General features: G+C 74.9%; 17 protein-coding genes and 1 riboswitch. Of the genes, 16 read left to right on the top strand and 1 reads right to left on the bottom strand.

Going from position 1 to position 13,359, the window contains the following annotated elements:
• The 12 genes from CWIS_RS17875 to CWIS_RS00165 form a co-directional block, all read left to right on the top strand.
• Positions 1–167 (top strand): HAD-IA family hydrolase (locus CWIS_RS17875; RefSeq protein ID WP_156186495.1); only part of this gene is annotated, 167 nt, incomplete at its 5' end.
• 51 nt (positions 168–218) lie between these two features.
• Complete coding sequence (gene fmt / locus CWIS_RS00215; RefSeq protein WP_048341205.1) at positions 219–1,157, top strand: methionyl-tRNA formyltransferase; 939 nt, start codon at positions 219–221, stop codon at positions 1,155–1,157.
• Complete coding sequence (locus CWIS_RS00210) at positions 1,154–2,677, top strand: RsmB/NOP family class I SAM-dependent RNA methyltransferase (RefSeq protein ID WP_048341204.1); 1,524 nt, start codon at positions 1,154–1,156, stop codon at positions 2,675–2,677. Before fmt ends, CWIS_RS00210 begins: the two co-directional genes overlap by 4 nt.
• Before the next feature lie 54 nt (positions 2,678–2,731).
• Positions 2,732–3,394: a ribulose-phosphate 3-epimerase gene (rpe, locus tag CWIS_RS00205; protein ID WP_082156096.1), complete on the top strand. Its 663-nt coding sequence runs from the start codon at positions 2,732–2,734 to the stop codon at positions 3,392–3,394.
• A gap of 76 nt (positions 3,395–3,470) precedes the next feature.
• Positions 3,471–3,614: riboswitch (FMN riboswitch) on the top strand.
• Between the two features lie 114 nt (positions 3,615–3,728).
• The gene (gene ribD, locus CWIS_RS00200) at positions 3,729–4,754 is read left to right on the top strand and encodes a bifunctional diaminohydroxyphosphoribosylaminopyrimidine deaminase/5-amino-6-(5-phosphoribosylamino)uracil reductase RibD (protein WP_048341208.1); all 1,026 of its coding nucleotides are present in this window, start codon (positions 3,729–3,731) and stop codon (positions 4,752–4,754) included.
• Positions 4,755–5,354 carry a riboflavin synthase gene (locus CWIS_RS00195; RefSeq protein WP_048341203.1) on the top strand — a complete coding sequence of 200 codons (600 nt, stop codon included), beginning with the start codon at positions 4,755–4,757 and terminating at the stop codon, positions 5,352–5,354.
• Positions 5,351–6,727 (top strand): 3,4-dihydroxy-2-butanone-4-phosphate synthase, encoded by a 1,377-nt coding sequence (gene ribB, locus CWIS_RS00190; RefSeq protein ID WP_197080735.1) that lies wholly within the window; start codon positions 5,351–5,353, stop codon positions 6,725–6,727. Before CWIS_RS00195 ends, ribB begins: the two co-directional genes overlap by 4 nt.
• A complete protein-coding gene (gene ribH / locus CWIS_RS00185; protein WP_048341202.1) occupies positions 6,724–7,197 on the top strand; it encodes a 6,7-dimethyl-8-ribityllumazine synthase in 474 nt (157 codons plus the stop codon). The genes ribB and ribH overlap by 4 nt, the downstream gene beginning before the upstream one ends.
• Positions 7,194–7,949, top strand: a complete 756-nt coding sequence (pnuC, locus tag CWIS_RS00180; RefSeq protein ID WP_048341201.1) for a nicotinamide riboside transporter PnuC — start codon at positions 7,194–7,196, stop codon at positions 7,947–7,949. The genes ribH and pnuC overlap by 4 nt, the downstream gene beginning before the upstream one ends.
• Entirely contained in the window at positions 7,936–8,199 is a 264-nt protein-coding gene (locus CWIS_RS00175; RefSeq protein ID WP_048341200.1) for a phosphoribosyl-ATP diphosphatase, read from the top strand. The genes pnuC and CWIS_RS00175 overlap by 14 nt, the downstream gene beginning before the upstream one ends.
• Before the next feature lie 19 nt (positions 8,200–8,218).
• The gene (hisG, locus tag CWIS_RS00170; RefSeq protein WP_048341199.1) at positions 8,219–9,067 is read left to right on the top strand and encodes an ATP phosphoribosyltransferase; all 849 of its coding nucleotides are present in this window, start codon (positions 8,219–8,221) and stop codon (positions 9,065–9,067) included.
• Between the two features lie 2 nt (positions 9,068–9,069).
• Positions 9,070–9,504, top strand: coding sequence for a PH domain-containing protein (locus CWIS_RS00165; RefSeq protein ID WP_048341198.1), 435 nt, complete (start codon positions 9,070–9,072; stop codon positions 9,502–9,504).
• A 28-nt stretch (positions 9,505–9,532) separates the two neighbouring features.
• Here CWIS_RS00165 and CWIS_RS00160 read toward each other — a convergent pair whose 3' ends face one another.
• A complete protein-coding gene (locus CWIS_RS00160) occupies positions 9,533–10,669 on the bottom strand; it encodes a DUF3866 family protein (RefSeq protein ID WP_048341197.1) in 1,137 nt (378 codons plus the stop codon).
• A 33-nt stretch (positions 10,670–10,702) separates the two neighbouring features.
• Here CWIS_RS00160 and CWIS_RS00155 point away from each other — a divergent pair, with 33 nt between their 5' ends.
• From CWIS_RS00155 to tatA, 4 genes are all read left to right on the top strand, one after another.
• Positions 10,703–11,758 carry a YafY family protein gene (locus tag CWIS_RS00155; RefSeq protein ID WP_048341206.1) on the top strand — a complete coding sequence of 352 codons (1,056 nt, stop codon included), beginning with the start codon at positions 10,703–10,705 and terminating at the stop codon, positions 11,756–11,758.
• Complete coding sequence (locus tag CWIS_RS00150; protein WP_048341196.1) at positions 11,751–12,755, top strand: YafY family protein; 1,005 nt, start codon at positions 11,751–11,753, stop codon at positions 12,753–12,755. Before CWIS_RS00155 ends, CWIS_RS00150 begins: the two co-directional genes overlap by 8 nt.
• Position 12,756: 1 nt before the next feature.
• Positions 12,757–13,083, top strand: coding sequence for a hypothetical protein (locus tag CWIS_RS00145; RefSeq protein WP_048341195.1), 327 nt, complete (start codon positions 12,757–12,759; stop codon positions 13,081–13,083).
• 92 nt (positions 13,084–13,175) lie between these two features.
• Positions 13,176–13,359 (top strand): Sec-independent protein translocase subunit TatA (tatA, locus tag CWIS_RS00140; RefSeq protein ID WP_048341194.1); only part of this gene is annotated, 184 nt, incomplete at its 3' end.

Genomic DNA, 13,359 nt, shown 5'->3' with positions numbered 1-13,359 from the left:
CGGCGCGGCGCTTCGGCCTCGACCCGGCGCGCACGCTGTTCGTCGATGACTCCGCAGCGAACGTCGCGGCGGCCGCGGACGAGGGCTTCGACGCGGTGCTGTTCACGGACGCCGACGCGCTGCGCACGGAGCTCGTGGCGCGGGGCCTGGTGCCGTCGGCCGACTGAGGCCGCACCCGCGTGCGGGGGATGCCGTGCCGCGCTCTTAGGATCGATGCCATGCGTCTGCTGTTCGCCGGTACCCCCACGCCCGCACTGGCGAGCCTCGAGGCGCTCCTCGCGTCCCGGCACGAAGTCGTCGCCGTGCTCACGCGTCCCGACGCGCGCTCCGGCCGCGGCCGCACGCTGACCCCGAGCCCGGTGAAGGCGCGCGCGCTCGAGGCGGGCATCCCGGTCCTCACGCCGAGGACGCTGCGGGACGACGAGGTCGTCGCGCAGATCCGCGCGCTCGAGGTCGACGCCGCCCCCGTGGTCGCTTACGGCAACCTCGTGCCTCCCACGCTGCTGGCGGTGCCGACCCACGGCTGGGTCAACCTGCACTTCTCGGTGCTGCCCGCCTGGCGCGGCGCGGCCCCCGTGCAGCACGCGATCATGGCCGGCGACGAGGTCACGGGGGCGACGACCTTCCTGCTCGAGCAGGGGCTCGACACCGGGCCCGTGCTCGGCACGCTCACCGAGACGATCCGTCCGCGCGACACGTCGGGCGACCTGCTGGAGCGCCTCGCGGTCGCGGGTGCGACGCTGCTGGTCCGCACGCTCGACGCGCTCGAGGACGGTCAGCTCCAGCCCGTCGCGCAGCCCGCGGACGGCGTCAGCCACGCACCCAAGGTCGAGGTCGAGGACGCGCGCGTGCGCTGGCACATGCCCGCACACGTCGTGGACCGGCGGATCCGTGGCTGCACGCCCGCACCCGGCGCGTGGACGACGCTGCCCGACGGCTCGCGGCTCGGCCTCGGGCCCGTCACCCCGGCCGCCGACGTGGTCGACCTCGCACCCGGGCAGGTGCGCGCCGACAAGCGCCAGGTGCTCGTCGGGACGGCGGGTCACGCGGTGCGGCTCGGCGACGTGATGCCACCGGGCAAGCGCGCGATGCCCGCACCCGACTGGGCGCGCGGCGCGCGCCTGGCCGACGACCTGGTGCTGGGGGCGGACGCGTGAGCGACGACAGGCGGGACACGGGCCGGCGCGACGAGCGCGGTCGTCAGCGCGGTGCGGCGCGAGCCGAGGGCCGGACGCAACGGTCCGCGCAGGCGCCGTCGCAGCGCACGCGGCACGCGGACGTCGCGCGGGCCACGGCCTACGACGTGCTGCGTGCCGTGGACGAGAGCGACTCCTACGCCAACCTGGTGCTCCCGCCGCTGCTGCGGGAACGCGGCGTCGACGGCCGCGACGCGGCGTTCGCGACCGAGCTCGCCTACGGCACGCTGCGCCTGCGCGGCCGGTACGACGCGGTCATCGAGCAGGCCGCGGGCCGCGACGTGGCGCGCATCGACCCGCCGGTCCTCGACCTGCTGCGCCTGGGCACGCACCAGCTGCTCGGCATGCGCGTGCCCGCGCACGCCGCGGTGTCCCAGACGGTCGGTCTCGCGCGGTCGCGCGTCGGGACGGGCGCGTCCCAGTTCGTCAACGCGGTGCTGCGCGCGGTCTCGCGCGAGGAGCCCGCGCGCTGGCTCGAGCTCATCGGCGACGCGGCCGACCCCGACGGTCAGGACCCGGTCGCGCGGCTCGCGGTGACCGAGAGCCATCCCGCATGGATCGTGCGCGCGCTGCGCGAGGCGCTGGTGGGCGACGGCCGATCGGCCGACGACGTCACGGCGCTCCTGGCGGCGGACAACACGGCGCCGCGGGTCGCCCTCGTCGCGCGGCCCGGGCTCGTGGACCCCGCGGAGCTCGTCGAGCAGATCGGCGAGGGCGCGAGGCCGGGCGCGGTCTCGCCGTACGCGGTCGTGCCCGGGAGCGGTGACCCGGCAGCCGTCGAGGCCGTGCGCACGGGCCGAGCGGGCGTGCAGGACGAGGGCAGCCAGCTCGTCGCGCTCGCCCTCGCGGCGGCCCCGCTCGACGGCCCCGACGAGCGTTGGCTCGACCTGTGCGCCGGCCCCGGGGGCAAGGCGTCGCTGCTGGCCGCGCTGGCGGCGGGCCGAGGTGCACGCCTCGTGGCCAACGAGGTGGCACCGCACCGGGCGCGCCTCGTCGAGCAGGCGCTGCGCGCCGTGGCCGGCAGCGCGGTGGAGTCCGTGCGCACCGGGGACGGCCGCGAGTTCGGCGCGGCCGAGCCCGACGCGTACGACCGGGTCATGGTGGACGCTCCGTGCACGGGCCTGGGCGCGCTGCGCCGCCGGCCCGAGTCGCGCTGGCGTCGCACGCCCGCCGACCTGACGGGGCTGGCCGCGCTGCAGCGCGAGCTCCTGGGCTCGGCGCTGCGGACGGTGCGCCCGGGCGGGGTGGTCGCGTACGTGACGTGCTCGCCGCACCTGGTCGAGACGCGGCTCGTCGTGACGGACGCGGTGCGCGCGGCCGCCAAGGACGGTCTTGAGGTCGAGCTGCTCGATGCGCGTGCGGTCGTGCGCGAGGTCGCGGCGGGCCCGCTCGACCTCGTCGGCGACCGTCGCGACCTGCAGCTCTGGCCGCACGTGCACGGCACCGACGCGATGCACCTGACGCTGCTGCGACGCCTGTGACGCCACCGGCGGTGCGCCGAGCGGCCGTGCGGGGCGCCTCGATAGGCTGACGACGTGCCCGTCAAGATCGCGCCCAGCATCCTGTCCGCCGACTTCATGAACCTCGAGCGCGAGCTCGCGCGCATCGCGACCGCGGACCTGGTGCACGTGGACGTCATGGACAACCACTTCGTGCCGAACCTCACGCTCGGGCTCCCGGTCGTCAGGCGGATCGTCGAGGTGTCGCCGGTCCCGGTGGACGTGCACCTCATGATCGAGGACGCCGACCGGTGGGCGCCCGAGTTCGCCCGCGCGGGGGTCGCCTCGGTGACGTTCCACGCCGAGGCGACGCAGGCCCCCGTCCGTCTCGCGCGCGAGCTGCGCAGCCTCGGCGCGCGCGCCGGCGTGGCGCTGCGACCGGCCTCACCGGTCGAGCCGTTCTTCGACCTCCTGCCCGAGCTCGACATGGTGCTCGTGATGACGGTCGAGCCCGGGTTCGGCGGTCAGTCGTTCATCGAGGGCACGCTGCCGAAGGTCCGCCGGACGCGCGATGCGATCACCGCGGCCGGCACGGACACGTGGTTGCAGGTCGACGGCGGTGTGTCGCGCGAGACGATCGCGCGCATCGCGCAGGCGGGCGCTGACGTGTTCGTCGCGGGTTCCGCGGTCTACGGCGCCGACGACGTCGCCGCCGAGATCGCCGAGCTGCGCAGCAGGGCGTCCACGATCTGGGCGTGAGGCCCGGCCTTCGGACGGGCGTCCAGCCGGATGTGGCATCATCCGAGAAGGACGCGACGCATGTCGTGTCCGCAGTACACGTGCTCCGGGGTCGGTGAAAGTCCGAGCCGGCGGTGACAGTCCGCGACCCGCGCGGGAGACGAGCGATCGTCGACCGAGCGGTTGACCTGGTGGAACTCCAGGACCGACGGTGAAAGTCCGGATGGGAGGAAGTACGTGGCGGCGCGCACCCGTGGTGCGTGTCGTTGTCGCGTGGTGCCTCCCACGCGTTCCCCCGGAGCCCGTCGTGGCCCGGGAGGTGGACGTGACCAGCACAGCCGACGAGCGTGCGGCGATGGTGCGTGCGTTCGACCTGGCCCGGCGTGGGCCGGAGCACGACCCGAACCCGCGCGTCGGGTGCGTGCTCCTGCGCCCGGCGGAGGGCACAGGTCGGTCGACGACGATCGGCGAGGGCTGGCACCGGGGCGCCGGGACGCCGCACGCCGAGGTCGCGGCCCTCGCGGACGCCGCCGACCGCGGCGAGGACCCCCGCGGCGCGACCGCCGTGGTGACCCTCGAGCCCTGCTCGCACACCGGACGCACCGGCCCGTGCACGCAGGCGCTGCTCGAGGCGGGGATCGCGCGCGTCGTCGTCGCCGTCCAGGACCCCAACCCCGTGGCGGCGGGCGGTGCCGAGGTGCTGCGCGCGGCGGGCGTGTCGGTCACCACCGACGTGCTGGCCGAGCAGGGCCGCGAGCTGCTCGGGTCCTGGCTGCCGCGCGTGGGGCGCGACCGCCCGTTCGTGACGCTCAAGACCGCCACGACGCTCGACGGCCGCGTCGCGGCGTCCGACGGGTCCAGCCGGTGGATCACGTCGCCCGTCGCGCGCCGGCACGCGCACGAGCTGCGCGCCCAGGTCGATGCGATCGTCGTCGGCACGGGTACCGCGCTGCGCGACGACCCGTCGCTGACGGCCCGTACCGCGGACGGGACTCTCGCCGGCACGCAGCCGCGACGCGTCGTCGTCGGCTACCGCGAGCTCGCGTCCGGCGCGCGCCTGCGTGGCCCCGGCGGCGAGCTCGTCCAGGTGCGGACGCACGACCCCGCCGAGGTCCTGCGCGTGCTGGCCTCGCTCGACGGTGCGCCCGTGCACCGTGTGCTCGTCGAGGGCGGCCCGACGCTCGCCGCAGCGTTCCTGCGCGCGGGTCTCGTCGACGAGGTGCACGCCTACGTCGCGCCCGTCCTGCTCGGTGCCGGTCCCGCGGCGATCGCCGACCTCGGCATCACGTCCATCTCCGCAGCCGTGCGGCTCGAGCCGGTCAGCGTGCTGCCGCTCGGGCCGGACGTGCTCGTCGTCGCCACACCCGTCCGGGAGGTCTGAATGTTCACCGGGATCGTCGAGGAGCTCGGCACCGTCGTCGCGATCGAGGACCGAGGGTCCGACGCGCGGCTGCGCGTGCACGGTGCGCTCGTCACGTCCGACGCGCACCTGGGCGACTCGATCGCCGTCGACGGCGTGTGCCTGACGGTGAGCGAGCTGCCCGGCGACGGGACGTTCGCCGCCGACGTCATGCCCGAGTCGCTGCGTCGCACCGCGCTGGGCGGGCTCGTCCCGGGCGCGCGGGTCAACCTCGAGCGCGCGCTGGCCGTGGGGGGCCGGTACGGCGGGCACGTCGTGCAGGGGCACGTGGACGGCGTCGGCGCGATCCTGCGCCGCGACCCGGGGGAGCGGTGGGACGAGGTCGAGATCGCCGTGCCGCCTCCGCTCGCGCGGTACGTCGCGGAGAAGGGCTCGATCGCGGTCTCCGGTGTCTCGCTGACCGTGACGCACGTGGGTGACGAGTCGTTCGGCGTCTCGTTGATCCCGACGACGCTCGAGCACACCACGCTCGGCGGTCTCGTCGTCGGCTCGCCCGTGAACCTGGAGGTGGACGTGCTCGCCAAGTACGCGGAGCGGCTCCTGACGGCGGTGGCCCGGTGACCGCCACCGAGGAGGTCGTGACGGGGACGGTCGAGCAGGCGCTCCAGGCGCTGCGCGACGGCCGTCCGGTGCTCGTCGCGGACTCGCCCGACCGCGAGAACGAGGCGGACGTGATCCTCGCGGCGCAGTCGGCGACGCCCGAATGGGTCGCCTGGACCATCCGGCACTCGTCGGGCTACCTGTGCGCGCCGATGCCTGCCGCGCGAGCCGACGCGCTCGACCTGCCGCTCATGGTCCCGCACAGCCAGGACCCGCGCCGCACCGCGTACACGGTCACGGTGGACGCCGCGACGGGCGTGACCACCGGGATCTCGGCGGCCGACCGCGCGCGGACGCTGCGCGTGCTCGCGGACCCGGCGAGCGGCCCGGTCGACCTCATCCGGCCCGGCCACGTGCTGCCGCTGCGCGCGGTGCCGGGCGGCGTCCTGCACCGCGCGGGCCACACGGAGGCCGCTGTGGACCTGTGCCGGCTGGCCGGGCTGGCCCCGGTCGGCGCGATCGCCGAGCTCGTGAACGACGACGGCACGATGGTCCGGCTGCCGGAGGCCTCACGACTCGCGCAGGACGAGGGCCTGGTCCTCCTGACGATCGCCGACCTGGTCGCGTGGCGTCGCCGGCACGACGACCTGGTCGAGGCACCCGCACCCGGTGACGGCCGCCCGCGCGTGCACGCCACGCACACCGCCTACCTGCCCACGCGGCACGGGGACTTCCGCATCCACGGCTTCCGCGACCTGCGCACGGGCGACGAGCACGTGGCGCTCGTCCCGACGAGGGGCCTGGCCGCGACGCCCGTGGTCCGGGTGCACAGCGAGTGCCTGACGGGCGACGCGTTCGGCTCGGCGCGCTGCGACTGCGGGCCCCAGCTCGACGCCGCGCTCGAGCTCGCCGCCGAGCAGGGCGGCGCGGTCGTGTACCTGCGAGGTCACGAGGGCCGGGGGATCGGGCTGCTCGCCAAGGTCGCGGCGTACGCGCTGCAGGACGAGGGGCGCGACACGGTCGAGGCGAACCTGGATCTCGGCTGGCCCGCCGACCGCCGCGAGTACGGCAGCGCGGCCGCGATCCTGCACGCGCTCGGCGTCGAACGCGTCCAGCTCCTGACCAACAACCCGGCCAAGGTGGCCGGGCTGCGCGCGCACGGCATCGAGGTCGTCGAGGTGCGCGGGCTCGAGGTGGGCCGCACGCCGCAGAACGAGGCGTACCTGCGCACCAAGGCGACGTCGATGGGGCACGTGCTCCACTTCGACGGCGCCGCCGGCGAGCGGGCCGCGGTCCGCGAGCCGATCCCTGTCTCCCCGGTCCACGCCGCACCCGCCACGCCGGGTGCCGACCGTACGGACCACACCTACGCACCCTTGGAGGACCTCGCATGAGCGGCGCCGGAGCACCCACCCTGACCGTCGACGGCACCGGCCTGCGTCTCGTCGTCGTCGCCGCCTCGTGGCACACCGTCGTCATGGACGGATTGCTGGACGGAGCGCGCCGCGCCCTGGCCGAGGCGCACGTCGAGGACGTGACGGTGGTCCGCGTGCCCGGCACGTTCGAGCTCCCGGTCGCCGCGGGCGTCGCGGCGCGTGGCGGTGCGGACGCCGTGGTCGCGCTCGGGGTCGTGATCCGCGGCGGCACGCCGCACTTCGAGTACGTGTGCGCGGGCGCGACGAACGGCCTGACGGACGTCGCCGTGAGCACGGGCGTGCCGGTCGGGTTCGGCGTGCTCACGTGCGACGACGAGCAGCAGGCGCTCGACCGCGCCGGCCTGCCCGGATCGGTCGAGGACAAGGGGTACGAGGCCGCGCAGGCGGCGGTCGCGACGGTCGGTGCGCTGCGCGGCCTGACCCGGTGAACGGACCGCTCGGGTGGCTGTTCGACGCCACCGTCACCATCGCGCACCACGACATCCTGTGGCGCGAGATCGTCGGCAACCTGTTCGGGCTCGCGTCGGCCGTGGGCGGGCTGCGGCGCAGGGTGTGGGCGTGGCCCGTAGGCATCGTCGGCAACGTGCTGCTGTTCACGGTGTTCCTCGGCGCCGTCTTCGACACGCCGCAGCACCGTGACCTGTACGGCCAGGCGGGCCGCCAGGTGTTCTTCGTCGTCGTGTCGGTGTACGGCTGGGTGCGGTGGCGGCAGACCCGCCGCGACGCGCAGGCCGCAGGGGTGCCGGACGCTCCCGCGGTCGAGCCGCGCTGGGCCGGTCGAGCCGGCTGGGCGCTGCTGGCGCCCGCGGCCGTGCTGGGGACCGTCGCCTTCGCGTGGGTCTTCCGTGAGCTCGGTTCGTGGGGGCCGTGGGCCGACGCGTGGATCTTCACGGGCTCGCTGCTCGCGACCTACGGCATGGCACGCGGGTGGATCGAGTTCTGGCTCATCTGGATCGCCGTGGACCTCGTGGGCGTGCCCCTGCTGCTCTCGGCGGGCTACTACCCGTCGGCCGCGCTGTACCTCGTGTACGGCGGCGTCGTCGTCTACGGGTTCGTCGTCTGGTGGCGTGCGCAACGCCTCTCCTCGGCCGAGCCGGTGCAAGCTCGCGTCCCAGTCGCCGAGCCCGCGACGAGCGCAGTGCGCGCAACGTCTACCCTTGGCCGACGTGAAGACGTTTGAGGCGCTGTTCGCGGAGCTGTCCGAGAAGGCGGTGACCAGGCCCGAGGGCTCGGGCACCGTCGCCGAGCTGGACGCCGGCGTTCATGCGATCGGCAAGAAGATCGTCGAGGAGGCCGCCGAGGTCTGGATGGCCGCCGAGCACGAGGGCCACGAGCGGACGGCCGAGGAGATCTCGCAGCTGCTCTACCACCTGCAGGTGCTCATGCTGGCGCGCGGGCTCACGCTCGACGACGTCTACGCCCACCTCTGAGTCGTCCGAAGGAACTCCTGTGCTGCGCATCGCCGTCCCCAACAAGGGCTCGCTGTCCGAGCCCGCCGTCGAGATGCTCCGTGAGGCCGGCTACCGCCAGCGGCGCGACTCGCGCGAGCTCGTGCTGCCCGACCCGGACAACGACGTCGAGTTCTTCTTCCTGCGGCCCCGCGACATCGCGGTGTACGTCGGGGCGGGCACGGTCGACGTCGGCATCACCGGGCGGGACCTGCTGCTCGACTCGGAGTCGCCCGCGGTCGAGCACCTGCCGCTCGGCTTCGCGCGGTCGACGTTCCGGTTCGCCACCACGGCGGGCACGCTGAGCGACATCTCGCAGATCGCCGGCCTGCGGGTCGCGACCTCGTACCCGGTCCTGGTGCGCGCGACGCTCGCCGAACGGGGCATCGAGCCGAGCGCGGTCGTGCGCCTCGACGGCGCGGTCGAGAGCGCGATCCGGCTCGGCGTCGCCGACGTGGTCGCCGACGTCGTCGAGACCGGCTCGACGCTGCGTGCCGCCGGTCTGGACGTGTTCGGCGAGGCGCTGCTGCGCTCCGAGGCGGTGCTCGCGCGTCGCTCGGACGTCGAGGCCCCCGCGGGCCTGGACGTCCTGACCCGGCGCCTGCAGGGCGTGCTCACCGCCCGGCAGTTCGTGCTCATGGACTACGACTGCCCGCTGGACCTCGTCGACCAGGCCGTCGCGATCACGCCCGGGCTCGAGTCGCCGACCGTCTCGCCGCTGCACAACCGCGAGTGGGCCGCGGTCCGCGCGATGGTCCGCCGCGACCAGACCAACCGGGTGATGGACCAGCTCTACGACCTGGGTGCCCGCGCGATCCTCGTGACGTCGATCCACGCGTGCCGGCTGTAACCGTGTCCGCGACGGTCGACCTGGCCCCGTTCCGGCCCCGGCTGGCGCGGATCGCCTCGCTGACGCTCGCGGGCGTCGTCGTGCTCGCGACCGTGCTCCTGGTCGTCCTGATGCCGTTGTCGTCCCTGGACGTCGCGGGGTTCGCGCTGCTCGCGCTCGGCATCGTCTGGTTCTGCTGGCGTCAGGCCTCGGTGGCCGCGGTCCCGGACGACGAGGGCCTCACGGTCCGCAACCTCATGGTCACGACGCGCCTGACGTGGGCGCAGGTCGTCACCGTGCGGTTCGGCGACCGTCCGTGGGTCCAGCTCGACCTCGCGGACGGCGACACGCTCGCGGTCATGGGGATCCAGCGCGCCGACGGCGAGCACGCGCTCGCCGAGGCTCGCCGGCTCTCGACGTTGGTCGCGGCGCGGAGCCGCACGACGCGCGACGACTGACGGCGCCCACCCGCGCGGGCCAGCCCGGTCAGAGCAACGACGCCGCGTGCACGCCCGCCACGGCGGCGGCGAGGAAGGCCGACGGGTCCTGGTCGAGCCCTCGTCCCATCGTCGAGAGCCGAACGGGCGACGTCGTGAGCGCCCGCCGCACGTCGGGGCCCGCCGCGACCTCGACGAGCCGGTGGCGTCCGGTCGGCTCGACGAGCGCTGCGGCCTGCTCCTTCACGCGGGCGCCGAGCGGTCCCAGGATCGGGTCGGCGGGGTCGAACACGGGGACGACGACGTCGGCCGGGACGAGTGCGACCTTGCCGTAGGCCGTCGTCGAGTGGTGCGAGATCCCGACGTGCCGCTCCCGCGGGTCGGCACCCGAGACGCGCAGCGAGGCGATCGGCCGCCCGCGCAGGATCGAGGTGGCGTTGATCGCCTCGCCCGCGGCCACGCCCGAGAAGCCCCACCGCGTGCCCGTGCCGAGGTTGCCCGGCCCCTGGACGACGACCGCCAGGTCTGCGTGCGCGACGTGCCGCGCCGCGAGGAGCGCGGTGTGGACGGAGACCGCCTCGAGGTCGCCGCCGAAGGCTTGACCTGCGGTGATGCACGTGGAGATCCAGCCCGCGTCGCGCAGCCCTGCCACTGCCCGCGAGAACCAGGCGGGCAGGGCGCCGCCGTCGGTCATGACGTACGCGACGTCGGGCGCCGGGCGTCCCGCCCGCTCGGCCTCGAGCCGGGCGCCTGCGACGATCGCGGGGAGCGCGGAGTGCAGGTCGGCGACGACGACCGGGAGCCCCTCGAGGTCGTCGGCGTCGCGCATCGTGTCGTGGTGCTCCGACTCCTGGTCGTCGACGCCCAGCACCATCGCCTGCAGCGGCGTGTAGCGCGCCTTGACGAGGTGCCCGGGCGACGGCGGCGGGTCCACGGGCTGACCGTCCGCGGGTGCGATGACCAGCGCGTACCCGCCCGTGCCGAGCCCGCGAGCCAGCGCCGAGACGTTGATCCAGACCCGACGACCGCGATCGAGGTGCCCGACCAGCGCCGGGTACGCGAGCGCCTTGACCTTCGCCGGGAGGGTCGGGTCCGCCCACGGCTGGTCGAGAGCGACGGTCAGCTCCACGGCCCCCCGCCACGACGTCCCGACCTGTTCGACGACACCTGCACGCCACGTGATCACGTCTCCACGCTACCGGCCACTACGGTGGACCCGATGGCCACCTCGATCGACCCCGCCGAGCGCCTGCTCAACCTCCTCATCGCCCTCGTGAACACCCACGGGCGGATGACGAAGGAGCAGGTGCGCGCGTCCGTAGCCGGATACGCCGACGCCCCGAGCGACGAGGCGTTCGAGAGGATGTTCGAGCGCGACAAGGACACCTTGCGCGACCTGGGCATCCCGCTCGTGACGGTCACGGACGCGGGGCACGGCGACGACATCGGCTACCGCATCGACCTCGACGCGTACGCGTTGCCCGCGATCGACCTCACCGCGGCCGAGCTGGGCGTGCTGACGCTCGCCGCCCAGACGTGGCAGGACCGCACGATGCGGGGCGACACGGCGCGCGCGCTGACCAAGCTGCGTGCGGTGGGTCAGGGACCGGGCGCGACCGACCTGGTGGCTGGCCTCGCGCCGCGGGTGCGGTCGGGCGGTGCGGTGTTCGCTCCGCTGCTCGACGCCGCGCAGGCGCGTCAGGTCGTGCGCCTGACGTACCGCGCGGCCAGCACGGGCGAGGTGCGTGAGCGTCGCGTCGAGCCGTGGCAGCTGATCGCTCGACGTGGTGGCTGGGTCCTGCTCGGCTGGGACCGGGACCGCGGCGCGACCCGGTCGTTCCGGCTGAGCCGCATCGAGGGCTCCATCCGGGCCGTGGGGGAGCCGGGCGCGTTCGACGCGCCCTCACCCGAGCAGGTCGAGCAGGCCATGGCGGCGTGGCGCGAGGGCCCGGCGCGCGTCGCGACTCTCGCGGTCCTGCCGGAGCGTGCCGAGGCGACCCGGGTCCGCGCGATCGAGACGCCGCCCGACGCGCCCGACTGGTCGCAGGACCCGGTCGTGGGCCCGTTGGTCGTGGGGCGAGACGTCGTGCACGTCGCCTTCCGCAACGCGTGGGAGCTCGCGGAGGAGCTGGTCGGCTACGGCGACGCGGTACTGGTCCTGGACCCGCCCGACGTGCGCGAGCACGCGCTGCAGCTGCTTGAGCGCGCGGCCGCGCTCGCGCCGGCGCCTCGGGTGGACGACGACGTCGCGGTGCTGGAGGTGGAGCGTGGCTGAGCGCGCGAGCGACCGTGTGGTGCGCCTGCTCGGACTGGTCGCGTTCCTCGACCGGCACGAGGGCGCTTCGGTCGAGGAGCTCGCCCGCCAGTTCGGCGTGACCAGCGAGCAGGTGATGGCCGACATCGACACGCTGTGGGTCAGCGGGACGCCTGGCTACCTGCCGTACGACTTGATCGACTTCGACTTCTCGTCGTACGAGCGCGGGGTCGTGCGGCTCACCGAGTCGCGCAACATGACCCGGCCGCTACGGCTCAGCGCGCGCGAGGGCGTCGCACTCGTCGCGTCGTTGCGCGCGCTCGACGCGGGCCTGAGCGGTGCGCTGGACGACGAGCGCGCGCAGGTGGTCCGCTCCGCGCTCGCCAAGCTGACCGCCGCCGTGGGGGACGCCGCCGGCACCGTGGACGTGTCGCTCACACTGGCGGCCGCACCCGAGGTGGCCGCAGCGCTCGCGACCTCGCTGCGCGAGGGCCGCAGGCTGCACCTGCGCTACGTCAACGCGGCCGACGTGTCCTCGGAGCGTGACGTCGACCCGATCCGCCTCGTGACGGACACCGACCGCTCCTACCTGCTGGGCTGGTGCCACGCCGTCGAGGGCGAGCGACTGTTCCGCGTGGACCGCATCCTCGCCGCGCACGTGCTCGACGAGCCGGCCGAGCACCACCCGCTGGCGCCCGGTGGCGGGGAGTTCGAGCCGGGCGACGACGGTGCGCTCGTCACGGTCCACCTGGCCAGCCAGGGCCGGTGGATCGCCGAGTCGACCCCGGTCCAGGAGGTCCGCAACCTCGACGACGGCTCGTTCGAGGTCGACCTGCGCGTCGTGAGCCCGGCGTGGCTGCGCCACCTCGTCCTGCAGGCGGCCAACGAGATCCTGGACGTGCGCCCGGCGTCGGTCGCGGCCGAGGTCGCGAGCACGGCGCGTGCCGCGCTGGCGGCGTACGGCCCGCTGGCGGACCCGGCGCGCGTCCGTCCGTACGACGAGCACGCGGGGGCCTGACGTGTGGTTCGCGGTGTGGTCGCTGCTCGTCGTCGGCACGCTGGTCGGGGCGTTCTTCCTCGGTCGACGCCTGTGGCGCTCGGTCGTCGAGCTCGGACGTGAGCTCGCGCGCGCGGGCGAGGCGGCGGGAGCGCTCGCCGCGCGCGCGGAGGAGCTCGCCGAGATCGCCGCACGGGAGCGCCCGGACACCTCCGCGACGCTGCTCGCGGACCGTGACGAGCTGCGCGAGGTGGTGCTCCGCCTGCGTGCGGCTCGGCGTGCTCGTCGCGACCTGCGCGCCGAGCGCCACGCCGACGTCGCTCGCGGCTGGCGGGCGTACTGGACCTGAGCAGCGCGCGCGTCGCGGGTCGGCGGCGTGCACGAGGCACGCCCCTGGGCGGTTAGGATCGGGCGACTTGCGAACCGTCTAGAGGGGCTCACATGGGTAGGAACCTGCAGGGTTGGCACATCGTCGTCCTGGTCGTGGTGATCCTCCTGTTGTTCGGTGCCAAGCGACTGCCCGACCTGGCCAAGAGCGTGGGTCAGTCGATGCGCATCTTCAAGCGGGAGGTCAAGGACCTCACGTCCGACGACGCGCCGTCCGCGGCGCCGCCCGCCGCCCCCG

Source organism: Cellulomonas sp. A375-1 (assembly GCF_001040865.1).
In the GTDB taxonomy this organism is placed as follows: Bacteria; Actinomycetota; Actinomycetes; order Actinomycetales; family Cellulomonadaceae; genus Cellulomonas; species Cellulomonas gelida.
Note: the sequence above shows the minus strand (reverse complement) of the source record. Positions and strands in the feature narration are given on the sequence as shown.